Genomic DNA, 21,170 nt, shown 5'->3' with positions numbered 1-21,170 from the left:
AAGTTAAGCTCTTCAGCGCCGATGGTAGTTGGGGGATCTCCCCCTGTGAGAGTAGGACGTCGCCAGGCAAATAGAGAGAAGAGTAGCTCATTGTGAGTTGCTCTTTTTTGGTTTGTTGGAAATGGATAAAGGGCGAGTTAATGAAAGGGATTTATTGGTTAAAGACGCAATAAACAAAAAAATAACGCAATGACGCTCAGAAATGACGCATAAAATTAAAAAACGACGCAATCATCCTCGAAAATGAAGCAATTACAACCTAATTGTTGACTTTTAAAGGAAAGGTCCCTGGTGAAATACATTTAATCTTTAAGTTTAAAGCCTTGGCGTCAGTTCTAAACAATGATACGCACACTTTTCAGGTATTTTCCCCTTTATGAAGGCAATTTTCAGAGATATTGTTGAATTATGAATCTGTCTTTCAACAAACACCTGATTCTATAAGGCAATAGAACGTAACAAAATCTGATATCACACATACGATCATGCAAGTTTCCCACATGGACCATGCGACCCACACCGACCACCTCACCACCTGAAGAAACCCCTCCCCCACAACCCCAACTTCAAAATTGCTATCTCCCAACCTCCTGACGTATTATTTAAGTAAGTGTACAAAACAAGGAGAGAAAAACATGACGACGATTTATGATTTTACTGTGAAAAGAGCCAATGGGTCTGTAAGGTCTTTGGAAGAGTACCAGGGGAAAGTTATGCTGATTGTGAACACTGCCAGTAAGTGCGGCTTTACACCCCAATTTGAAGAGCTGCAGGGCCTGTATGAAGATTATAAAGAACAAGGCCTGGTCGTTCTTGGATTTCCGTGTGATCAATTCATGAATCAGGAATTTGATAATCAAGATGACATCATGGAGTTCTGTCAGGTGAACTACGGTGTATCATTTCCGATGTTTGCCAAGGTCGATGTGAAGGGGAAGGAGGCCCACCCGCTTTTCACTTTTTTAACCCAAGAGAAAAAGGGTGTACTCCTCTCAAGTATCAAGTGGAACTTCACTAAGTTTCTGGTTGGGAAAAATGGAGAGGTAGTTGATCGATATTCACCACAGACCAGCCCGCGTAAGATCGAAGAGGATATTAAGAAGCTTCTGGCTGAATAGGAGATAGGGAGGAAAGGCAGCTGTCTTTCCTCTCGACCCTATAACTTATCTTTGAGTATTTTGAGTAAAAGAAATGGTGATTTCCTCGTCGTGACGTTGATAAAAGTAGTGATCATCGGATAATCTTCATTCGTTCGGTTCTTTAAAAGCTCTACCCACCATTCTGTTTCATACCTTGCAATCATGCTCAGATTGTAAAGGATGGCGTAGTGGATGAGTACTTCAGGAATGGTCGTAGCATCATTACGGATTCCCGGCAGTGCCATGCGGTTTCTGTTTAGGTGCCATCTGAATGGAAGGCATTCCTCAGGGGAAGCAGCCTGCAAAGTGTTAGGTGTACCCCAGCTTAGATTCCCCGTTACCTTTTCATTCAAGTATTGTTTAAATAAATCCTCCGACATATGAAAATGTGAAAGCACGGATTCATCGACGTTCAATTCATGCTGGTTGTTGAACCAGAACATGGTTTTCTTTTTGAGCAAAATGAAAAATGCTTCATCGAGCTCAGGTATTTGTACGAGCAGATCTTCCATTTTATACTTTTCTCCAACGATGTGTTTCACGTGGAACACGAGGTCTGAAAAATGACTAAAGAGACCATTCTTTTGAACCTTTACTTCATCCTGAAGAAATCTATATTGCTGTTTTTTTCTTTTTCTTGAAGTGATTCCATGTGCTAGTACAGTAGTCGTTTCGGGATATGCCGGATCTTCTGTAAGGACGATGGCTTTAATAAAGTGAATATATCCGTAAAAGAGCAAAATCGGCTTGAGTGACAAAGGGGATATCACAGCTTGTTTGTAATAAAGTTCTCCCTGTTCCAGGTAGTACATGAACGGATAACAATTGTCATAACTCTTCATCTCAGCTTTAGAGGACCCGATTTTTTCATAGCATTTTTTTAGAAACTTCTGGGAGTATTCTGCTGACTGAAAATAGTGGATGAAGTCCCAGTGCTGGAATATTTCTTTCATCAAATCACCTTCTAACTATTCTGAAAAATTAAATTAATCCTATTCTTCTTGACAGTATTTTAACCAATTGATAACCTACTAATAATATTTTGGGACTAGGGAGGCCGAAAACATGTGGGATTCTAAATTTGCAAAAGAAGGTTTAACGTTTGACGATGTCTTATTATTACCAGCTAAATCAGAGGTATTGCCAAAGGATGTAAACATCTCTGTTGAGTTAACAGATACAATTAAGTTGAATGTTCCTGTCATCAGTGCCGGGATGGATACTGTTACCGAAGCTGAAATGGCGATTGCAATGGCTCGGACAGGTGGATTGGGTATCATCCACAAGAACATGAGTATTGAACAGCAAGCTGAGCAGGTCGATAAAGTAAAACGTTCCGAAAGTGGAGTTATCTCTGATCCATTCTTTTTAACTCCGGATCACCAAGTGTTCTCTGCAGAGCACTTGATGGGCAAATATAGAATTTCCGGTGTTCCGATTGTGAACAACGAGCAAGAACAGAAGCTAGTCGGGATATTAACGAATCGTGACCTTCGTTTCATCCAGGATTATTCAATCCAGATCTCGGATGTCATGACGAAGGAGAATCTTGTAACAGCTCCTGTCGGCACTACCCTAGAAGAAGCGGAAAAAATTCTTCAGCAATATAAGATTGAAAAGCTGCCTTTGATCGATCAAGAGGGAACACTTAAAGGATTGATTACGATCAAGGATATTGAGAAAGTCATCGAGTTCCCGAACTCAGCCAAAGATGCTCAAGGGCGTCTATTAGCAGGTGCAGCCGTAGGTATTTCAAAAGACACATTAACGCGTGTAGAACATTTGGTGAGAGCCCATGTAGATGTCATCGTGATCGATACAGCTCACGGACATTCTGCTGGAGTCCTTTCTATTGTTCGTGAAATACGCGAAGCTTATCCAACATTAAATATCGTGGCAGGGAATGTGGCAACGGCTGAAGCGACAAGAGAATTAATTGAAGCTGGTGCAGATGTGGTGAAGGTTGGAATCGGACCCGGTTCCATTTGTACAACCCGCGTTGTTGCTGGTGTAGGTGTACCACAAATCACCGCTGTGTATGATTGTGCGACGGAAGCGAGAAAGCACGGTAAGAGCATCATCGCTGATGGTGGTATCAAGTATTCAGGTGACATCGTAAAAGCACTGGCGGCAGGTGGACATGCGGTCATGCTCGGAAGCTTATTAGCCGGGACCTCTGAAAGCCCTGGCGAAACTGAAATATTTCAAGGACGCCGTTTTAAAGTATATAGAGGGATGGGGTCAGTTAGCTCCATGGAAAAAGGATCGAAGGATCGCTATTTCCAGGAAGAAGCAAAAAAATTCGTTCCAGAAGGCATCGAAGGGCGTATTCCTTATAAAGGACCATTGGCCGATACATTGTATCAGCTGGTTGGAGGCTTGCGTTCGGGTATGGGATACTGTGGAACGAAAGACTTATACGAATTAAGAGAAAAGGCACAGTTCATCAAGATGACGGGTGCCGGCCTTCGTGAAAGTCATCCCCATGATGTTCAAATTACGAAAGAAGCACCAAATTACTCAGTATAAGAAAATAATTCCAAAAGCTGATCAGGTTCTCCTGATCAGCTTTTTTTATATGGTGAGAGAGGTGAGAGAACGCCATTATTCAGAGGCCGCAAGTCCCTTGACCCATGCAAAAACTAGTCATATTCTCTGTCTATTCTTACCTTTCGAACTATGATAAAATAACGAAGGTGTACATAAAATCTTGGAGGGCTAACAGTGAAAAGAAGTTGGATTCAAAAATCTTTTGTTTGTATGATGGTTTTTATGATGGCAATGAGTATGGTACAGAAACCTGCCAATGCTCAAGGTGACTTGGACGTAAACGCAAAAGCTGCGATTTTAGTAGAGGCAAGTACGGGTAAGATTTTGTATGAGAAAAATTCTGATACAGCTCAGGGTATTGCAAGTATGACGAAGATGATGAGTGAATATCTATTACTTGAAGCTGTAGAAGATGGCAAAGTGAAGTGGGATCAAAAATATACGGTTCCAGGTAATCTTTCTGAGATGTCCCATAATACTGGTTTAAGTAATGTAAGTCTTCGAGAAGAAGACTCTTATACGATTAAGGAATTGTATGAAGCGATGGCGATCTATTCAGCAAATGCTGCCACGATGGCGATAGCTGAGACGATTGCCGGATCAGAAGCTAATTTTGTTAAAATGATGAATGAAAAAGCTAAAGAATTAGGCTTGAAAGAATACAAATTTGTCAACTCAACCGGCCTTAACAACCGTGATTTACAACCATATGTAGACCAGGTTGTGGGTGGTCCGGAAGAGGAAAATGTCATGTCTGCTAATGATGTTGCCACTCTTGCATATCGTTTGTTACATGATCATCCTGAAGTACTAGAAACTTCAAGCATTCCAAAGAAAGTATTTGCTGAAGGTACTGTTGATGAGACGCATATGGATAACTGGAATTGGATGTTAAAAGGGTTATTACGTGAGTATGAAGGAATGGACGGGTTGAAAACAGGTACAACTGATTTTGCAGGAGCCAATTTCACTGGCACAGCTGAAAGAGATGGTCTAAGATTTATTACTGTAGTAATGAACGTGGATGTACCTCCTGGTGAGAACTCTTATGACGCCCGTTTTAGTGAAACAAGAAAAATGCTTGATTACGCATTTAACAACTATAGCATGGAAGAAGTTCTCCCTGCCGATTACAAAGTGAAAGGTCAAAAAACGCTTTCTGTTGAAAAAGGAAAAGAAAAAGAAGTTCAAATCAAAACCGATGTTCCGTTAAGCATGGTGATCAAAAACGGTGAAGAAGATCAATATAAGCCTAAATTTGTATTGGACAAGAAGAAATTGAATGATGATGGCGAACTGACGGCTCCTGTAAAAGAAGGGGAAAAAGTCGGTTATGTCATGTTGGAAGCGAAAGGCAAGAAGGATTTAGGATATCTTACGGATAAGGGGACAAATGCTTCAAAAGCATCTGTCGTTACAGTTGATAGCGTCGAGAAAGCAAACTGGTTCGTCCTATCCATGAGAGCCGTGGGTGGTTTCTTCGGAGACATATGGAATTCCATCACTTCTACGGTTAAAGGCTGGTTCTAATATCATGAAACACCAAGACTAAAGCTTTACAGGTCTTGGTGTTTTTTTCATAAGAGTATGCTTGGAGGGAACGATAAAAAGGAAGATCAGTCATTTCCAAGAAATGCTTGTCGGGTCTGACCAAGCCGCTTCCGCTTTTCGAGATGTCCAGCTCCGGGGCTTAGAGGCTCGAGGTCATAAGCCAAACATGCCAAAAAGGCAAAAGGCGCCTTTCCGGCATGTTCGTCTTATGCTTGTCGCCTCTGAGCAAAGCCCCTCCGCTTTTCGAGATGTCCAGCTCCGGGGCTTAGAGGCTCGAGGTCATAAGCCAAACATGCCAAAAAGGCAAAAGGCGCCTTTCCGGCATGTTCGTCTTATGCTTGTCGCCTCTGAGCAAAGCCCCTCCGCTTTTCGAGATGTCCAGCTCCGGGGCTTAGAGGCTCGAGGTCATAAGCCAAACATGCCAAAAAGGCAAAGAACGCCTTTCCGGGTGACTCGTCTTATTCTTGTCGCCCCAGAACGAGCCGCTTCCGCTTTTCGTCTTGACATAAGCTTGTTTTTATTGTTTATTTAGCAGTAGGGTTACATAATCATTCCGATTGTTTTAGTCACGTTTTCTTCCTTTTTTGGGAAGTTGTGGGGAAGGCAAGGGATAAATATAAGGGGGATATAGATATGAAGACTGGTACAGATCGTGTAAAAAGAGGTATGGCTGAGATGCAAAAAGGCGGCGTCATCATGGACGTTGTCAATGCAGAGCAGGCGAAGATTGCTGAAGCTGCGGGTGCAGTGGCGGTAATGGCTTTAGAACGAGTTCCAGCAGACATACGTGCTGCAGGTGGAGTAGCAAGAATGGCAGATCCTCGTATTATTGAAGAAGTTATGGGCGCTGTGTCTATTCCTGTAATGGCAAAGGCTCGTATTGGTCATATTGTTGAAGCAAGAGTTCTTGAGTCAATGGGTGTTGACTACCTTGATGAGAGTGAAGTATTAACGCCTGCTGATGAAGAGTACCATTTGAATAAAAGAGATTTCACTGTGCCATTCGTATGTGGATGCCGTGATTTAGGTGAAGCTGCCCGCCGTATCGGTGAAGGAGCATCTATGCTTCGTACGAAGGGTGAGCCGGGAACGGGTAACATCGTTGAAGCGGTTCGTCATATGCGTAAAGTGAATGCGCAGGTTCGCAAGCTTGTAAGCATGAACGAAGATGAAATCATGACAGAAGCTAAACTTCTGGGAGCTCCATACGAATTATTATTAGAAATTAAAGAAAACGGTCGTTTACCTGTTGTAAACTTTGCTGCAGGCGGAATTGCCACACCAGCTGATGCGGCTCTAATGATGGAATTGGGAGCTGACGGAGTATTCGTAGGTTCAGGTATCTTTAAATCAGAGAATCCTGAGAAATTCGCAAGAGCGATTGTAGAAGCGACTACTCATTATCAAGATTACAAGTTAATCGCAGAATTATCAAAAGAGCTTGGTGTAGCAATGAAGGGAGTAGAAATTTCTTCTATTTTACCTGAAAACCGTATGCAAGACCGTGGATGGTAAGGTGTGATTCTATGTTGAACATCGGTGTATTAGGTCTTCAAGGTGCCGTCAGAGAGCATGTGCGTTCCATTGAAGCCTCTGGAGCCAAGGCAATCGTCATTAAGCGTGTGGAGCAGTTAGACGAGATTCAAGGTCTCATCATGCCTGGTGGGGAAAGTACGACCATGAGAAGGTTGATTGATCGTTATAGTTTTATGGAGCCGTTAAGACAATTCGCCGCTGATGGGAAGCCCATCTTTGGCACCTGTGCAGGCCTGATTCTTCTGGCGAAGCATGTTGTAGGGTATGAGGAACCTCATCTAGGGGTGATGGACGTGACAGTAGAACGTAATTCCTTTGGGCGCCAGAAAGAAAGCTTTGAAGCAGATCTTTCGATTGCCCACGTTGGAGAAGGGTTCAATGCGGTCTTCATCCGTGCTCCTCATATTGTGGAAGCGGGAGAAGATGTTGAAATCCTGGCTAAGCATAATGAACGCATCGTGCTTGCACGCCACGGACAGTTCCTCGGTTGTTCGTTCCATCCTGAATTGACGGATGATCATCGTCTGACTGCTTTCTTCGTTGAAATGGTGAAAGAGAGCACTGAAAAAACAATCGCATAATTCTATTGCAAAATGGAAAACATTGTAGTAGATTATGAAATAACCATTAAAAATTTAAATCGTTGATAGGAAATAGTAGTAAGGAAGGCTTGCTTAAGAGAGTCGATGGCCGGTGAGAATCGATGCAAGAGCTTTACGAATCCATCCTTGAGTGAAGTACTGAATGAAGTAGGTATTTTCGGTGATTCCGTTACCATCTCTTAAGAGGAAGATGCGAGAGCGTCTTCAATTAGGGTGGCAACGCGGAAACCTCCGTCCCTTTTACCAGGGATGGGGGTTTTTTATTTTTTTATAAAAAGGAGAGAATCTTATGTTAGACATTCGATATTTACGTAATAATCTGGAAGATGTAAAAGCTCGCCTGCAGCACCGCGGTGAGAATTTAGAGGACTTCGGCAAGTTTGAAGAGCTTGATAAAAGAAGAAGAGAGCTTCTTGTAGAGAGTGAAGAGTTAAAGAGCAAACGTAATGAAGTATCCCAACAAATTGCCGAGCTTAAGAAAGAGAAGAAAGATGCTCAGGACATGATCGTGGAAATGCGTGAAGTCGGGGTCTTGGTTAAAAAACTGGACGATGAATTAAGAGGCATCGAAGAAGAGTTAGAACGTATCCTTCTTTCTATTCCGAACATTCCTCATGAATCTGTACCTGTCGGTGAAACAGAGGATGACAATATTGAAGCGCGTAAATGGGGAGAAGTCAGGGAATTTGCTTTCGAAGCACAGCCCCACTGGGATGTTGCCACTGGTCTTGGAATCCTTGATTTCGAACGCGCAGGGAAAGTGACCGGAAGCCGTTTCGTTTTCTATAAAGGACTTGGAGCAAGACTTGAAAGAGCCCTTATCAACTTCATGATGGACCTTCACATGGATGAGCATGGGTACACAGAAATGATTCCTCCATTCCTTGTAAACAGAGCGAGTATGACGGGAACCGGGCAACTTCCAAAGTTCGAGGAAGATGCATTCAGAATTGAAAGCGAAGACTATTTCTTAGTCCCGACAGCAGAAGTACCTGTGACGAATTACCATCGTGATGAAATCCTGAAGGCAGACGAACTGCCGGTCAGCTACGTCGCATACAGCGCAAACTTCCGCTCTGAGGCGGGATCTGCTGGACGTGATACACGAGGATTGATCCGTCAGCACCAGTTCAATAAAGTAGAGCTTGTCCGCTTTGTGAAGCCGGAAGATTCTTATGCTGCACTAGAGGAATTAACGGGTCACGCTGAAAAAGTCCTTCAATTACTTGGCCTTCCTTATCGGGTATTGTCTATGTGTACAGCAGATTTAGGCTTCACTGCTGCGAAGAAATACGACATTGAAGTCTGGATTCCGAGCTACGGAACATACCGTGAGATCTCTTCTTGCAGTAACTTCGAAAGCTTCCAGGCTAGACGTGCCAATATCCGCTTCAGAAGAGAACCAAATGCGAAACCTGAACATGTTCATACATTAAATGGATCTGGTTTAGCGATTGGCCGTACGGTAGCAGCTATTTTGGAAAATTATCAGCAGGAAGACGGAAGTGTCGTCGTTCCAGAAGCTCTTCGTCCGTATATGGGTGGAGTGGAAGTCATTAAATAAGGAACTTAAGCCAGCCCAAAGAAGTCTCACGCGTATTCGTGAGACTTCTTTTATATTTTTTTATAAATATGCTTGACTCTATTTGTACACCATGATATTATAATTCTTGTCGATACGGAGGAATACCCAAGTCCGGCTGAAGGGATCGGTCTTGAAAACCGACAGGGGTGTAACAGCCCGCGGGGGTTCGAATCCCCCTTCCTCCTCCATTGATTTTTTTATAACCATAGCGCATAAACATTGGAGATAGAATTCGTTACATTTTATGTAACGAATTTTTTTATTTTATGGATGTGCCGGATGACCCAAGCCTTTTACTTAAGGTTCTTGATGTCTTCTCTTAGAGGGGTTTCCCGTGTACGCTCCAATACGCCGATGTTTACAATATGCCGGCGTGCTTCTTCATCCCCGAGGAGGTAAATCTTCGAGTAGATGTCCTTCATTGATTGATCATATTGATCGTCTTCCGGTGAGTTGTGATATTGACGGAACGGAACCTGGGCGCGTCTCATGGTCGACATGTCATCATCATAGTTCTCGTTAAAGAGGGTTTTAAGCTCGTTGACTTCTGTAGGGGTCGCGGATATGCGAAAGCTAGGGCTTGCGCTTTGATTCGGATCCCGTAAGATGTCTCCACTGCTTATGTCTACATAATAGATTTGTTTCGTCTCCATGCTTTTTCAGCTCCTTCATTGATTGGTTGTTTTTACATATACCTCTTTTTGGATGGAAATAAACGGATGCATCACTTTAAATAGCGAGCACCTGTAGCGGAAATCAACCGCCACTCGCTACATCCAGGAGCAACAATGTTTACGAAAACAGCCTTTAAAAATAATAAAAGAGACTACTTTCTCCATATAGGATTAAGTAGTCTCTTTTATATATTCAGCTCTTCAACATCCTCGTCTGTTCAATGAAATAACCGATTCTTTCAACAATCGGCTCAATGGATTGTTGATCGTTGACGAGGTCGTATTCGCTGATGTCGAGTCTGAGGACAGGACATGCGTTGAAGGAGTTGATCCAGTTTTCGTAGCGCTCGTGCATTTCTTCCCAGTAGGCAACGGGTGTTTGCTGTTCCATCGGGCGACCGCGTTCACGAATGCGATCCACGACATTATCGATGGATCCCTCCAGGTAAATTAACAGGTCAGGGTGTGGGAAGTATGGCGTCATCACCATGGCATCAAAAAGGCTTGTATACGTTTCATAATCGATTTCACTCATATTGCCTTTTTCATAATGCATGCGGGCGAATATGCCTGTATCTTCATAAATGGAGCGGTCCTGGATGAAGCCGCCGCCATATTCAAAGATTTTCTTCTGCTCTTTAAAGCGTTCTGCCAGGAAGTAGACTTGAAGATGAAAGCTCCAGCTTTTAAAGTCCTGATAAAATTTGTCGAGATATGGGTTCGTATCCACTTTTTCGAATGACGTGCGGAAGCCGAGTGCGTTCGCCAAACCGTTCGTCATGGTGGACTTCCCGACACCTACCGTTCCGGCAATGGTGATCACGGCATTGTTCGGGATCCCGTATTTAGTGCGAAGATTCATGATAGTGAACTCCTTTTTTAAGTGTAGTTTCCAATTGAGTAAGAATGTGATCCAGATCCTCTTTATTTTGAACGAAATCTACGTGGTCGCCATTAAACCGAAGAACAGGGATATCCGGGTGTGTTTCCTCGAATGTGTTCATGTACTCCTCATAATCAAGTGAGAGCTGCTTCAGATAAAGAGGGCTGATTTTCTTTTCGAAATCCCTTCCTCTTTTTTCGATTCGCTTAAGTAAGGTATCCAAGCTTGCGTTCAAGTAAATGACCACATTGGGTCTTGGCATATCAGACGTCAGGATGTCATAGATATTGAGGTATTTCTTGAATTGTTGTTCATCCTTCAATGTGCGTTTTGCGAAGATGATGTTTTTGAGAATATGATAATCTGCTACGACAGATTTGTTCTGAGATAAGTAGTGTTTCTCGATGTCTTCTAATTGTTTATATCGATTGCATAAGAAAAACATCTCTGTTTGAAAGCTCCACTCTTCAATATCATCATAGAATTTATCTAAGAATGGATTCTCATCTACGATTTCTTTTAGCAGGTGAAATTGAAAATGATCGGAAATCGCTTTTGCTAGAGAGGTTTTTCCTATTCCAATCGGGCCTTCAACGGTAATGAAAGGAATGCGCCCCATTAATTGTCCTCCTCATATTACGGCAATCTTTTTCTTGGAAATAATGTAAAAATAAAAAATACGACAGGAATTATTGTAACACAATAGATGGATGGTTTGTTCAGCATATTTCCCCTGCTCATTATATCGCCCATATGTACGGAGACTTTATGAAAACCTAAATAAAAAGCTGAAGGGAGGGTGTTTATAGATTTGCCCATCCTTCAGCTTCTATTAATTATCTTTTCACGACATCGAAATTGTCTGAAATTAACAACCAGTTTTGAGGGAAGGAGAGGCCGAGCTTCCAATAGCTCATCCCTCTCAATTTCAGTTCTTTCATAAGATCGAATTTAGCCTGGATGCTTCGTGCATCTTCAAACCAGACTTCATGATCTTTCCCGGTTTTTGCGTCCCGGTATTTGAAAAATGGTGCCTGGGCTTTTTGATCATACTCGATTTTGACATTGTTATCAGCGGCTATCTTAATCCCCTGTTGAGGACTGATCGCTTTTGCTGTACTTCCTTGTACAAAAGGCAACGTCCAGTCATATCCATATAAGTTCTGTCCCATGAGGATCTTGGATGGTGGCATTTCTGAAACAGCATATTCCAAAACTTCCCGGACCGGTCCGATAGGTGACACCGCCATGGCAGGTCCTCCGCTGTACCCCCACTCGTAGGTCATGATGACCACGAAGTCGACAATTTCCCCGTGTGCTTTATAATCATGGGCCTCATACCATTTCCCTTTTTGATCCGCACTGGTCTTTGGGGCGAGGGCGGTCGAAAGGAGCCATCCTTCCTGATTGAACCGTGCCTTTGCTTTGCGTAAAAATTTGTTGTAGGCTTCTTTGTCCTGTGGCCGCAAGTATTCGAAGTCGAAGTGGATATCCCTGAATCCATACTTCTCTGCCGTTTTGACGACGTTATCCAGGAACTTATTCTGGATGGCCTGGTCGGTTAACAGAATACGGCCCAGTTCATCACTGAAGGTCCCATCCTCCTGATTGGTAATGGCCATCATCATGACATTATTATTGTCTTTCCCTGTTTGAATCAGGCTGCCAAGGGGAGGTTCTTTCAGTGTACCGTCACGCTTAGCCTGGAAACTGAACGGGGCGAGATACGTGAGATAAGGAGCCGCTTCCTGGGCGCTTTCTTCAAGGTTCGGGGCAACTTCCTTCCCATAGGGTTCTACATAGCCATTAAACTCCGCCTTCCCCTTTGGCTTCTGGGGAATGTATAAACGAAACCCCACCTGTAAAGGCTGGTTGGGAGATATTCCATTTACGCGCGCCAGTTCCTGATAGGGGACTCCTGTCTTCTGACTGATACTCCAAAGGCTATCCCCGGGTTGGACAAAGTAAAAGCTTCCTATAATCGGAATGACCAGTGACTGACCGATCACTAAATTATCAGGGTTTGGCAGTTCATTCGCCTCTACTATATCTTTCACTGTTGACCCATACGCTTGGGCGATGCCAAATATAGATTGGTTTGGCCGGACAACATGTATTTGCATAAACAGACCCTCCTCTATTTCATTCACTATAATCAACCTATGAAATGGGGGGATATAATATGTTTTGTGTGATAAAAATTATAAAATCACATTGGTTGAATCAATCTTTGCTTTTAAGACGTTTTTCATCATGGTCAAGGCGTAGTGATTATCCTCTTCACTGACAGAGGCAATGGCATCCTTGGGTACCATCAGATTAAACTCTCTCATATAGGCGTCGTTGGCAGTGAAAAGGACGCATATATTCCCTGCAATACCTGTAATAATCAGGTTTTTTACAGAAAGATGATGAAGGAGTGTGTTTAAAGCCGTGCCATAAAAGGCGGAATGTTTCGGTTTGATAAGAAAGTAATCGTCGTCTCTCGGTTGGAGTGGGGTCATGATCCCATCACTCACTTCGTTATGGCATTTCTTATAAATCTGTTTATAATCTGCTTTCCAAAGCTCATAATGGTCGTTAATATAGATGGTAGGAAGTCCATGAGCTTCGCCATACTCACGCAGTGAATTAATGGGATCGATAATCTTGGCGGTGTGTTCTGCCAGGATTTCACCGTGTTTGAAATCAAATGGATTGATAATATCGATGATCAGAAGAGCGGTATCGTTAGGTATCATATGAAAGCCCCTTTCATTTATAGTTTGGTGTGAATGGGGATATTTTATAAAGAATAGAGAAATAAATTTATGGGAGTACATAATGGGTATAAGAGAAGAGCAGTTTATGAAAGAAGCATTAATTGAAGCAGAGAAAGCGGCGGCCATTCAGGAAGTTCCGATTGGAGCAGTGGTCGTTATGGATGGTGAGATCATCGCCCGTGCCCATAATCTGAGGGAAACCACCCAAAATGCGCTTACTCATGCTGAAACACTGGCAATCCAAGAGGCTTGTGAGAAGCTTGGCACCTGGAGGCTGGAAGGAGCAGAGCTTTATGTCACACTTGAACCTTGTCCCATGTGCAGCGGAGCCATCATCCTTTCGAGAATCGATAAAGTCATATACGGGGCCAATGATCCGAAAGCGGGCTGTGCAGGAACGTTAATGAATTTACTGGAGGATGACCGGTTCAATCATCAGTGTGACGTTTTACCCGGAGTCCTTGCTGAAGAATGCGGTGGAATCCTTTCCCGTTTCTTCAAGGGCTTGAGGGAACGTAAGAAGAGGGAAAAGAGGAATGGAGTTTCGGATCTGTAAATAACTTACAGCATTCCATCATTGCTTTTTACCGTATATCCTAGTATACTTAATCTTGCGTCGCACTAATGACGCAACTAAATATGGTATCAATTTTGCCGTGCTAGGTGGGGAGGTAGCGGTGCCCTGTACTCGCAATCCGCTCCAGCGAGACCGAATTCCTTTTCGAGGCTGGCACTCTGTAGGGCCTGCCTCAAGTAAGTGGTGTTGACGCCTGGGTCCTGCGCAATGGGAATCCATGAACCATGTCAGGTCCGGAAGGAAGCAGCATTAAGTGGAAGCTCCCATGTGCCGCAGGGTTGCCTGGGCCGAGCTAACTGCTTGAGTAACGCCTATGGATGCTTGTCGACGAAAGGTGCACGGCAGTTTAACTTATATACAACCAACTCATCCACTTCAGGGTGAGTTTTTTGTTTGTATGATGGTGCATATTTCATCTTAAATTGATCTCCGGTTTTCTTTGTAAAAGGGATTTACATTACGTTATAATAGAGACACTATAGTACATAAAAAGAGGGGGGAGTATTTTGGCATATCAAGCTTTATATCGTGTGTGGCGTCCTCAGTCATTTATTGATGTAGTGGGACAGCAGCATGTAACGAAAACGTTGCAAAATGCCCTCCTTCATCAGAAGATTTCCCATGCCTATTTATTCTCTGGACCAAGGGGGACAGGAAAGACGAGCGCAGCGAAGATCCTGGCCAAAGCCGTCAACTGTGAACGTTCACCTGTAGCGGAACCTTGTAATGAGTGTGATGCGTGTAAGGGAATTACGGACGGTTCGATTCCTGACGTCATTGAAATCGATGCGGCTTCCAATAACGGAGTGGAGGAGATTCGTGACATCCGGGATAAAGTCAAGTATTCTCCAAACGTCGTTGAGTATAAAGTCTATATTATCGATGAGGTTCATATGCTGTCCATCGGGGCATTCAATGCGCTTTTAAAGACGTTGGAGGAACCCCCTAAACACGTTATCTTCATACTGGCGACGACGGAGCCCCATAAGATTCCCCTGACGATCATATCCCGCTGTCAACGTTTTGACTTTAAGCGTATAACCGCGATGGACATAGTGGGAAGAATGAGTCATATCGCAACAGAGTCTGGTGTGAATTATGAAGAAAACGCCCTGACGATCATCGCCAGGGCTGCTGAGGGCGGGATGCGTGATGCCCTGAGTCTTCTCGACCAAGCGATTTCCTTCAGTCAGGACCGGGTGACGGTGGAGGATGCCCTGACGGTAACGGGTGCCGTTTCCCAAGGCTACTTGAATACCCTGGCCAAAGCCATCCTTGAGAGGGACGTCACTACGGGTCTCGGTGCGTTGGAAGAGTTGTTGTTTCAAGGGAAGGACCCGGCAAGGTTCGCTGAAGACTTCATTCTGTATTTTCGGGATATGCTGTTATATCAGACGGCGCCAAATCTCGAAGAATCACTTGAAAGAGTCATGCTCGATGATGATTTTAAAGAATTAGCAGGCCAAATCCAGCCTGGTCAGATTTATCAGTATATTGACGTATTGAATCAGGCCGGCCAGGAAATGAAGTTTACCAATCATGCCCGAATTTACTTGGAAGTATCCATTGTAAAGCTGTGCCAAATGGAAGCACCGGCGTCGGCTTCTTCTTCTCCTGAAGTGAACGAGATGATGGAGAAGATCAAGATTCTTGAACGGGAGATTGAGAAGTTGAAGGCTAATGGAGTCAAGGTACAGACAGAGCCCGCTCAACAGCCAGCGAAGAAACCAATCAGGGCGAAGAAAGGGTTCCGTGCTCCGACCGGGAAGATTCAAGAAGTACTCCGAACGGCCACGAAAGAGGATCTCAATCTGATCAAGAGCCGCTGGGGGGACATGGTTGAAACACTGAACCAACGTCAAATGCGATCGCAGTCTGCATTGTTGAACGATGCAGAACCTGTGGCAGCGACAAACGGTTCTTTTGTGTTAAAATTCAAATATGATATCCATTGTCAGATGGCCATGGAGAATCAAGCTTTTACGGCAGCGATTGCTTCCATATTGGAGGAGCTGACAGGAAACAACTATGAAGCCATAGGAATTCCTGAAGACCAGTGGACGAGCATAAGGGAAGATTTTATCCGGAACTCGAAACCGGAGGATGGGGAATCATCCGGTGAAGAGCAAGGAGAAGACTCCCTATTGAAGGAAGCTGAAAAGCTTGTCGGTATGGATCTAATAGAACTAAACGATTAAAAATAATATATTGGAGGTAATCTTATGATGCGTGGAAACGGTAATATGCAAAATATGATGAAACAAATGCAAAAGATGCAAAAGAAAATGGCGGAAGCTCAAGAGGAACTGGGTGAAAAGCAAATCGAAGGTACAGCTGGCGGCGGAATGGTAACAGTCGTTGTTTCCGGTCACAAACAAGTCCTTGATGTAAAAATCAACGAAGAAGCGGTAGATCCGGATGACGTAGAAATGTTACAAGATCTTGTCCTTGCAGCGACAAACGATGCACTGAAGAAAGCGGACGAATTAACGAACTCCACTATGGGTCAATTCACTAAAGGAATGAACCTGCCGGGAATGTTCTAGGAGGCAATATCATGCACTATCCTGAGCCTATATCAAAGCTGATCGACAGCTTTATGAAATTGCCGGGAATCGGGCCGAAAACGGCGGCCCGCCTGGCTTTTTTTGTTCTTAGTATGAAAGAGGATACTGTATTGGACTTTGCGAAAGCATTGGTCAATGCGAAGCGGAACTTGAGTTACTGCTCCGTCTGCGGGCACATAACCGATCAGGATCCATGCTATATCTGTGAGGATCAACGACGGGATCGCAGCATCATTTGTGTGGTACAGGATCCTAAAGATGTCATTGCCATGGAGAAGATGAGGGAATATAACGGTCAATATCATGTTCTTCATGGAGCCATTTCCCCAATGGATGGGATCGGTCCTGAAGACATCAATGTACCTGACCTCATCAAACGTCTTCACAGTGACGAAGTCAAGGAAGTGATCCTTGCCACCAACCCTAACATTGAAGGGGAAGCGACAGCTATGTATATCTCACGCCTCGTCAAACCGTCGGGGATCCGCATTACAAGGATTGCCCATGGACTTCCAGTAGGTGGAGATCTCGAATATGCTGATGAAGTAACCTTATCAAAAGCCCTTGAAGGAAGAAGAGACGTATAACGAGGAGAGGATACCTATGTTTTTCCGGAAAAAAGGAAAGCTGAAAAAAGAGTATGACCAATCCTTACTGCACGTATTAGACGAAACCAAGGATCATTGGAATCAACAGCGTTCCATCGACGAGATGAGTGTGGATTATAATTTGAACATCCACTGTCATTCGAAAATTGCAGAGGCTAAATATTTTTTTCTCTTTAGAGAGGCAAAACATAGAAAGATCGTCATAAAAAGGTAGACAACCTTCATATCCTATCAGTAAGAGACGAATGATGTTCTTGGTTGAGAGGAGAGAAGGGTATGAACCCAGTAATTGTCATTGCAGTGATCAGCGGCCTGATTGTTCTGCTCCTGGCTGCCGGTACACCCATCAAGCCGCTTCGGTTTGTTGGACAAGTTGCCATGAAGGTCATGATCGGAGCACTGTTTCTATTCTTCCTGAACGCCTTTGGCAGTCAGTACGGAATTCATGTGCCTATTAATGTAGCAACTTCATCTATTTCAGGTATATTGGGTATTCCGGGAGTAGTGGGTCTGACGGTTATTCAGATGTGGATATTATAGGACGATAGAAGTAGAAAAAGGGCAGTCGAGGTATCAGGTACGTTTACCTGAATCTTGACTGCCCTTTTTCTCTATTCACTTAAAAATGTCTTTGGCATGACAACGGCTGTTACTTCACCACGTGCGCAAAGCTTCCCTTCTGCAAAGACCTCCGTTTCCACTTTAAACTTCTTCGGGTGGATTTCTTGAACTGTACCTATCGCTTTTAATGCTACACCGTGGGGAGTCGGTTTCATGAAGTCCACATTCAGGGATGCCGTCACAAACCGCGGAGGCTCTTTTCCGACGCCCACTTCCCCGCCGTTTTTCTGATGAAGAGCAATCGCGGCTGAACCCGTACCGTGACAATCGATTAAAGACGCAATCAACCCGCCGTACACAAAACCCGGCAAAGCCGTATGTTCCGGTTCAGGGGTGTAGATCGTGACTGTATGTTCCCCGTCTACCCCTGTGCGGAAATGATGTCCATCTTGATTGAGGCGGCCACACCCGTAGCACCATGCGAAATCATCGGGGTATTGGTCCTGGATGGCCCGAACCACTTTATTCATATGTCCAGCTCCTTTTATTTCAATCGTATTCTCTATATTCTTCTATAGGTAGAGTTGGATTTCCTTCCTATATCTCTCCTTTACGAATTGGCTGAATTCAATTACTATTAAGGTAATAAATGATAATGAATATCACTATCGATTTTATATACGAGGTGAAACACCATGAACCTAAGTCAAATTCAAAGGAACGAATCCTTTCAAATCTCCGACTTAACCGAGCTTCACCCTTTTGTAAAGCGCCGCCTAAAGGATATGGGAGTGGATAAAGGCAGTGAAGTCAAAGTCATCCGTTACTGTCTCTTTGGAGGTCCTTGTCTCTTGGAGTGCTCAGGTCAACGGGTGGGAATTCGCAAAAAAGATACACACTGCATTAAAGGGGAACGAATGTAATGGAAACAGCACTTTTGGGTAACCCCAATACAGGTAAAACATCTTTATTTAATCAGATCACCGGTTCATATGAATATGTAGGCAACTGGAGTGGGGTGACTGTCGATAAAAAGGTTGGCAGGATCAAGCATTCTGTTCAGTCATTGATTGACTTGCCTGGTGTATATACACTCAATCCTTTATCCCATGATGAACGCGTGGCATCAATGGCTCTCCTGCAAGAAGAGGTAGGACAAATTCTGAACATCGTCAATGCCAATCAGCTTGAACGCAGTTTGTATTTAACCATCGAACTGCTGGAGACCAATCTTCCGACCGTGATCGTTCTTAATATGATGGACATCGCTGAAAAACGGGGTATTAAGGTGAATGTGCCGCTCCTTGGTAAGTTATTAGGAGTGAAGAGTTACTCTACCATCGCTCGAAAAGGAAGAGGCTGCGAAGAAATCATTCAGCTTCTGAAGGACAGACCCTTAGAGCCGGCTTCACCGTTCATCCTGGATTACGGACCGGTAGTGGAAGAGTCCATTTCCAGGATCTTATCTCTTATGGGGAACGAGGGAGACCTAAAAAAACGTTGGGTAGCCGTTCAGTATATACTCGGCAATGAAATGATTCAACAAACGCTGGATAGTTCATACCCTGGTCTAAAGAAAATGCAAGAACAGGCTGAAGCACTTCAATTAAAAGAGAAGGGTAAGTCCCTTGAAGAGGTCATATACAGCAAACGGAAAACGTTTATCCGTCAAATCGTTACCCAAGTAACAGAGGAGCAGAAAAAACAGGATTCCCTTCCTCTAACCGCCTGGTTGGATCATATTGCAACCCATCCCGTCTTTGGAATTCCATTCTTTCTACTGGTCTTACTTGTAGTATTTCAATTGACATTTGGTTGGCTCGGAACACCTATTTCAGATGCTCTTGATTCTTTCTTTGCAGGGCCGTTAACAAACGGTGTCCAATATCTATTGAATCAAATGAACGCTCTACCATTCATTCAGGCCGTTATTCTGGAGGGGATCATTGCCGGTGTCGGTGGTGTTCTCGTGTTTGTTCCACAAATATTCATCCTGTTCTTCTTTATTTCCTTATTAGAGGACTCGGGATATATGGCTCGTGTCGCAGTGGTGATGGACAGACTGATGGAATTCATAGGATTAAACGGGAAGGCGTTTATTCCCTTGATTATCGGATTTGGATGTAATGTGCCTTCCATAATGGCAGCACGTACGATTGAGCAGCCTAAGGAAAGGCTATTGACCATTCTTATTTCACCATTTATGTCTTGTTCGGCAAGGCTATCTGTTTATGCTCTGTTTGTGGCCGCCTTCTTTAGCGAGCATCAAGCGATCATTGTTCTGTCTCTTTATGTTTTGGGAATAGTTGTTGCCATTTTAGTAGCCAAGATTTTTTCTTTCTTCTTGAAAAATGAGAAATCATATTTTGTCATGGAGCTTCCTCCCTATAATGTACCGCAACCTGTACAATTGCTTAGAAGTACATGGGATAAAGGGAAAGGGTTTGTTCGTAAGGCGGGTACCTTTATTTTTGGAGGAACGGTATTCATTTGGCTCTTTTCCTATTTAGGGCCAAATGGAGCAGGTGTACCGATAAATGAAAGTTTCATGGCCATTGTCAGTGGAGTGTTTGCGCCTATATTTGCACCGCTTGGATTCGCATCGTGGCAAGCCGTATCGGCCTTGTTTACCGGTTTCTTAGCGAAGGAAGTCGTGGTTTCGACCATGAATATTCTCTATCATGTACCAACAGGGGATACATTGGCGAATTTACTCCCTCAATTCTATACTCCACTTGCAGCGTACACGTTCTTAGTATTTATCTTATTGTATACACCTTGTTTAGCGACGGTTGCCATCATGAAAAAAGAAACCGGGAGTATGAAATTGACTCTTCTATCAATTGTATATTCTTTTGTAGTCGCTTATATCGTAGCTTTCGTCGTATATAGAGTAGGTCAGTTTATTTTTTAATTGGAGGTTCTGCCATGATTGTCAGTATAATTCTTGGACTTCTCATTTTTGGATATGCCACATGGATGGTATATTCATTCTTCAAGAAAAGCCGTCAAGGGAAATGTGGCACATGTGCTCTAAATAAAACATGTAAATCTGGATGCGCCACGGTAAGTCAAGATCAACGGCAGCACGTATTGAATATTAAACATGTATCGAAATAAATAGAGTTTGAGCAGAAGGGATAGCTTTCTTGATGAGAGCTGTTCTTTCTTTTGTGTTGAATAAGTAAAGAACACATGGAAACAGTAGTTGTTCCTGAGCCGTTGGAAAAGTGCTTTTCTCTTAAATCTATAGAAGTATAAAGGAATAAGTAATGTGTTCTGAAATAAATAGCAAAAGATGAAAAATAGTATTGACTCTAAATAGTAGAAGATGCTATTATATTCCTTGTCGCCAAAACAAGGCGGAAAACAAATTTCAAAAAAAGCTTGACGCTTTATAGCGAAAAATGTTATATTTAAGAGGTGCTCAAGAGAGCTCATCGAAATATTGAACCTTGAAAACTGAACAAAATAAGACAATACGTCAACGTTAATTCAAGATTTATTTTTAAAGAGCTATTCAAACTTTTATCGGAGAGTTTGATCCTGGCTCAGGACGAACGCTGGCGGCGTGC

At 43.4% G+C, this 21,170-nt stretch carries 22 protein-coding genes, 1 tRNA gene, 1 other RNA gene and 1 other annotated feature; of the genes, 17 read left to right on the top strand and 7 right to left on the bottom strand.

Annotated elements, in window-relative coordinates; translation table 11 throughout:
- Positions 1-635 precede the first annotated feature (635 nt).
- On the top strand, positions 636-1,118 hold the full coding sequence (locus JI667_RS20970) for a glutathione peroxidase (RefSeq protein ID WP_206858383.1): 483 nt from the start codon (positions 636-638) through the stop codon (positions 1,116-1,118).
- A 38-nt stretch (positions 1,119-1,156) separates the two neighbouring features.
- On the opposite strand, the gene JI667_RS20965 is transcribed toward JI667_RS20970, so the two are convergent.
- Positions 1,157-2,092 (bottom strand): YaaC family protein, encoded by a 936-nt coding sequence (locus JI667_RS20965; protein WP_206858381.1) that lies wholly within the window; start codon positions 2,090-2,092, stop codon positions 1,157-1,159.
- A 112-nt stretch (positions 2,093-2,204) separates the two neighbouring features.
- Here JI667_RS20965 and guaB point away from each other — a divergent pair, with 112 nt between their 5' ends.
- The 6 genes from guaB to JI667_RS20935 all read left to right on the top strand — a co-directional run bounded on the left by guaB (position 2,205) and on the right by JI667_RS20935 (position 9,151).
- A complete protein-coding gene (guaB, locus tag JI667_RS20960; RefSeq protein WP_206858378.1) occupies positions 2,205-3,668 on the top strand; it encodes an IMP dehydrogenase in 1,464 nt (487 codons plus the stop codon).
- A 231-nt stretch (positions 3,669-3,899) separates the two neighbouring features.
- Entirely contained in the window at positions 3,900-5,219 is a 1,320-nt protein-coding gene (locus JI667_RS20955; RefSeq protein ID WP_206858385.1) for a serine hydrolase, read from the top strand.
- Positions 5,220-5,873: 654 nt separating this feature from the next.
- Positions 5,874-6,755: a pyridoxal 5'-phosphate synthase lyase subunit PdxS gene (gene pdxS, locus JI667_RS20950; RefSeq protein WP_044340693.1), complete on the top strand. Its 882-nt coding sequence runs from the start codon at positions 5,874-5,876 to the stop codon at positions 6,753-6,755.
- 11 nt (positions 6,756-6,766) lie between these two features.
- On the top strand, positions 6,767-7,357 hold the full coding sequence (pdxT, locus tag JI667_RS20945) for a pyridoxal 5'-phosphate synthase glutaminase subunit PdxT (RefSeq protein WP_206858375.1): 591 nt from the start codon (positions 6,767-6,769) through the stop codon (positions 7,355-7,357).
- A 53-nt stretch (positions 7,358-7,410) separates the two neighbouring features.
- Positions 7,411-7,620, top strand: a binding site (T-box leader).
- 47 nt (positions 7,621-7,667) lie between these two features.
- Positions 7,668-8,942 carry a serine--tRNA ligase gene (gene serS, locus JI667_RS20940; RefSeq protein WP_206858374.1) on the top strand — a complete coding sequence of 425 codons (1,275 nt, stop codon included), beginning with the start codon at positions 7,668-7,670 and terminating at the stop codon, positions 8,940-8,942.
- 116 nt (positions 8,943-9,058) lie between these two features.
- A tRNA-Ser gene (locus JI667_RS20935) sits at positions 9,059-9,151 on the top strand.
- A gap of 105 nt (positions 9,152-9,256) precedes the next feature.
- Here the strand turns inward: JI667_RS20935 and JI667_RS20930 are convergent.
- The 5 genes from JI667_RS20930 to JI667_RS20910 form a co-directional block, all read right to left on the bottom strand.
- Positions 9,257-9,616 (bottom strand): hydrolase, encoded by a 360-nt coding sequence (locus JI667_RS20930; protein WP_206858373.1) that lies wholly within the window; start codon positions 9,614-9,616, stop codon positions 9,257-9,259.
- A 214-nt stretch (positions 9,617-9,830) separates the two neighbouring features.
- On the bottom strand, positions 9,831-10,499 hold the full coding sequence (locus JI667_RS20925) for a deoxynucleoside kinase (RefSeq protein WP_206858372.1): 669 nt from the start codon (positions 10,497-10,499) through the stop codon (positions 9,831-9,833).
- Positions 10,483-11,139, bottom strand: coding sequence for a deoxynucleoside kinase (locus JI667_RS20920; RefSeq protein ID WP_206858371.1), 657 nt, complete (start codon positions 11,137-11,139; stop codon positions 10,483-10,485). The genes JI667_RS20925 and JI667_RS20920 overlap by 17 nt, the downstream gene beginning before the upstream one ends.
- A gap of 217 nt (positions 11,140-11,356) precedes the next feature.
- The gene (locus JI667_RS20915; RefSeq protein WP_206858370.1) at positions 11,357-12,643 is read right to left on the bottom strand and encodes a glycosyl hydrolase family 18 protein; all 1,287 of its coding nucleotides are present in this window, start codon (positions 12,641-12,643) and stop codon (positions 11,357-11,359) included.
- A gap of 78 nt (positions 12,644-12,721) precedes the next feature.
- Entirely contained in the window at positions 12,722-13,261 is a 540-nt protein-coding gene (locus tag JI667_RS20910) for an isochorismatase family cysteine hydrolase (protein ID WP_206858369.1), read from the bottom strand.
- Between the two features lie 82 nt (positions 13,262-13,343).
- Between JI667_RS20910 and tadA the strand changes: the two genes are divergently transcribed.
- The 7 genes from tadA (at position 13,344) to JI667_RS20875 (ending at position 17,574) form a co-directional block, all read left to right on the top strand.
- Positions 13,344-13,838: a tRNA adenosine(34) deaminase TadA gene (gene tadA, locus JI667_RS20905; protein WP_206858368.1), complete on the top strand. Its 495-nt coding sequence runs from the start codon at positions 13,344-13,346 to the stop codon at positions 13,836-13,838.
- 98 nt (positions 13,839-13,936) lie between these two features.
- Positions 13,937-14,201: signal recognition particle sRNA large type (gene ffs, locus JI667_RS20900), an RNA gene on the top strand.
- Between the two features lie 164 nt (positions 14,202-14,365).
- Complete coding sequence (gene dnaX, locus JI667_RS20895; protein ID WP_206858365.1) at positions 14,366-16,057, top strand: DNA polymerase III subunit gamma/tau; 1,692 nt, start codon at positions 14,366-14,368, stop codon at positions 16,055-16,057.
- A gap of 24 nt (positions 16,058-16,081) precedes the next feature.
- On the top strand, positions 16,082-16,405 hold the full coding sequence (locus tag JI667_RS20890; protein WP_173104273.1) for a YbaB/EbfC family nucleoid-associated protein: 324 nt from the start codon (positions 16,082-16,084) through the stop codon (positions 16,403-16,405).
- Between the two features lie 11 nt (positions 16,406-16,416).
- A complete protein-coding gene (gene recR / locus JI667_RS20885; protein ID WP_206858363.1) occupies positions 16,417-17,013 on the top strand; it encodes a recombination mediator RecR in 597 nt (198 codons plus the stop codon).
- A 16-nt stretch (positions 17,014-17,029) separates the two neighbouring features.
- Positions 17,030-17,248 carry a YaaL family protein gene (locus tag JI667_RS20880; RefSeq protein ID WP_044340677.1) on the top strand — a complete coding sequence of 73 codons (219 nt, stop codon included), beginning with the start codon at positions 17,030-17,032 and terminating at the stop codon, positions 17,246-17,248.
- 62 nt (positions 17,249-17,310) lie between these two features.
- Positions 17,311-17,574: a pro-sigmaK processing inhibitor BofA family protein gene (locus JI667_RS20875; protein ID WP_206858361.1), complete on the top strand. Its 264-nt coding sequence runs from the start codon at positions 17,311-17,313 to the stop codon at positions 17,572-17,574.
- A gap of 71 nt (positions 17,575-17,645) precedes the next feature.
- Here JI667_RS20875 and JI667_RS20870 read toward each other — a convergent pair whose 3' ends face one another.
- The gene (locus JI667_RS20870; protein WP_206858359.1) at positions 17,646-18,125 is read right to left on the bottom strand and encodes a PaaI family thioesterase; all 480 of its coding nucleotides are present in this window, start codon (positions 18,123-18,125) and stop codon (positions 17,646-17,648) included.
- A 165-nt stretch (positions 18,126-18,290) separates the two neighbouring features.
- Between JI667_RS20870 and JI667_RS20865 the strand changes: the two genes are divergently transcribed.
- The 3 genes from JI667_RS20865 to JI667_RS20855 are packed head-to-tail and all read left to right on the top strand — an operon-like array spanning position 18,291 to position 20,715.
- A complete protein-coding gene (locus JI667_RS20865) occupies positions 18,291-18,518 on the top strand; it encodes a FeoA family protein (protein ID WP_206858357.1) in 228 nt (75 codons plus the stop codon).
- Entirely contained in the window at positions 18,518-20,509 is a 1,992-nt protein-coding gene (gene feoB, locus JI667_RS20860; RefSeq protein ID WP_206858355.1) for a ferrous iron transport protein B, read from the top strand. Before JI667_RS20865 ends, feoB begins: the two co-directional genes overlap by 1 nt.
- A gap of 14 nt (positions 20,510-20,523) precedes the next feature.
- Complete coding sequence (locus JI667_RS20855) at positions 20,524-20,715, top strand: FeoB-associated Cys-rich membrane protein (protein ID WP_206858354.1); 192 nt, start codon at positions 20,524-20,526, stop codon at positions 20,713-20,715.
- Positions 20,716-21,170: the final 455 nt, after the last annotated feature.

Origin of the sequence: Bacillus sp. NTK074B (assembly GCF_017303375.1) — a bacterium.
Taxonomy (GTDB): Bacteria; Bacillota; Bacilli; order Bacillales; family Bacillaceae_B; genus Rossellomorea.
Note: the sequence above shows the minus strand (reverse complement) of the source record. Positions and strands in the feature narration are given on the sequence as shown.

Bases quoted from the DNA above. Each gene is read 5' to 3' on its own strand.
- JI667_RS20970 (WP_206858383.1), top strand. From the start codon at position 636: ATGACGACGATTTATGATTTTACTGTGAAAAGAGCCAATGGGTCTGTA.
- JI667_RS20965 (WP_206858381.1), bottom strand. From the start codon at position 2,092: ATGAAAGAAATATTCCAGCACTGGGACTTCATCCACTATTTTCAGTCA.
- guaB (WP_206858378.1), top strand. From the start codon at position 2,205: ATGTGGGATTCTAAATTTGCAAAAGAAGGTTTAACGTTTGACGATGTC.
- JI667_RS20955 (WP_206858385.1), top strand. From the start codon at position 3,900: ATGATGGTTTTTATGATGGCAATGAGTATGGTACAGAAACCTGCCAAT.
- pdxS (WP_044340693.1), top strand. From the start codon at position 5,874: ATGAAGACTGGTACAGATCGTGTAAAAAGAGGTATGGCTGAGATGCAA.
- pdxT (WP_206858375.1), top strand. From the start codon at position 6,767: ATGTTGAACATCGGTGTATTAGGTCTTCAAGGTGCCGTCAGAGAGCAT.
- serS (WP_206858374.1), top strand. From the start codon at position 7,668: ATGTTAGACATTCGATATTTACGTAATAATCTGGAAGATGTAAAAGCT.
- JI667_RS20930 (WP_206858373.1), bottom strand. From the start codon at position 9,616: ATGGAGACGAAACAAATCTATTATGTAGACATAAGCAGTGGAGACATC.
- JI667_RS20925 (WP_206858372.1), bottom strand. From the start codon at position 10,499: ATGAATCTTCGCACTAAATACGGGATCCCGAACAATGCCGTGATCACC.
- JI667_RS20920 (WP_206858371.1), bottom strand. From the start codon at position 11,139: ATGGGGCGCATTCCTTTCATTACCGTTGAAGGCCCGATTGGAATAGGA.
- JI667_RS20915 (WP_206858370.1), bottom strand. From the start codon at position 12,643: ATGCAAATACATGTTGTCCGGCCAAACCAATCTATATTTGGCATCGCC.
- JI667_RS20910 (WP_206858369.1), bottom strand. From the start codon at position 13,261: ATGATACCTAACGATACCGCTCTTCTGATCATCGATATTATCAATCCA.
- tadA (WP_206858368.1), top strand. From the start codon at position 13,344: ATGGGTATAAGAGAAGAGCAGTTTATGAAAGAAGCATTAATTGAAGCA.
- JI667_RS20890 (WP_173104273.1), top strand. From the start codon at position 16,082: ATGATGCGTGGAAACGGTAATATGCAAAATATGATGAAACAAATGCAA.
- recR (WP_206858363.1), top strand. From the start codon at position 16,417: ATGCACTATCCTGAGCCTATATCAAAGCTGATCGACAGCTTTATGAAA.
- JI667_RS20880 (WP_044340677.1), top strand. From the start codon at position 17,030: ATGTTTTTCCGGAAAAAAGGAAAGCTGAAAAAAGAGTATGACCAATCC.
- JI667_RS20875 (WP_206858361.1), top strand. From the start codon at position 17,311: ATGAACCCAGTAATTGTCATTGCAGTGATCAGCGGCCTGATTGTTCTG.
- JI667_RS20870 (WP_206858359.1), bottom strand. From the start codon at position 18,125: ATGAATAAAGTGGTTCGGGCCATCCAGGACCAATACCCCGATGATTTC.
- JI667_RS20865 (WP_206858357.1), top strand. From the start codon at position 18,291: ATGAACCTAAGTCAAATTCAAAGGAACGAATCCTTTCAAATCTCCGAC.
- feoB (WP_206858355.1), top strand. From the start codon at position 18,518: ATGGAAACAGCACTTTTGGGTAACCCCAATACAGGTAAAACATCTTTA.
- JI667_RS20855 (WP_206858354.1), top strand. From the start codon at position 20,524: ATGATTGTCAGTATAATTCTTGGACTTCTCATTTTTGGATATGCCACA.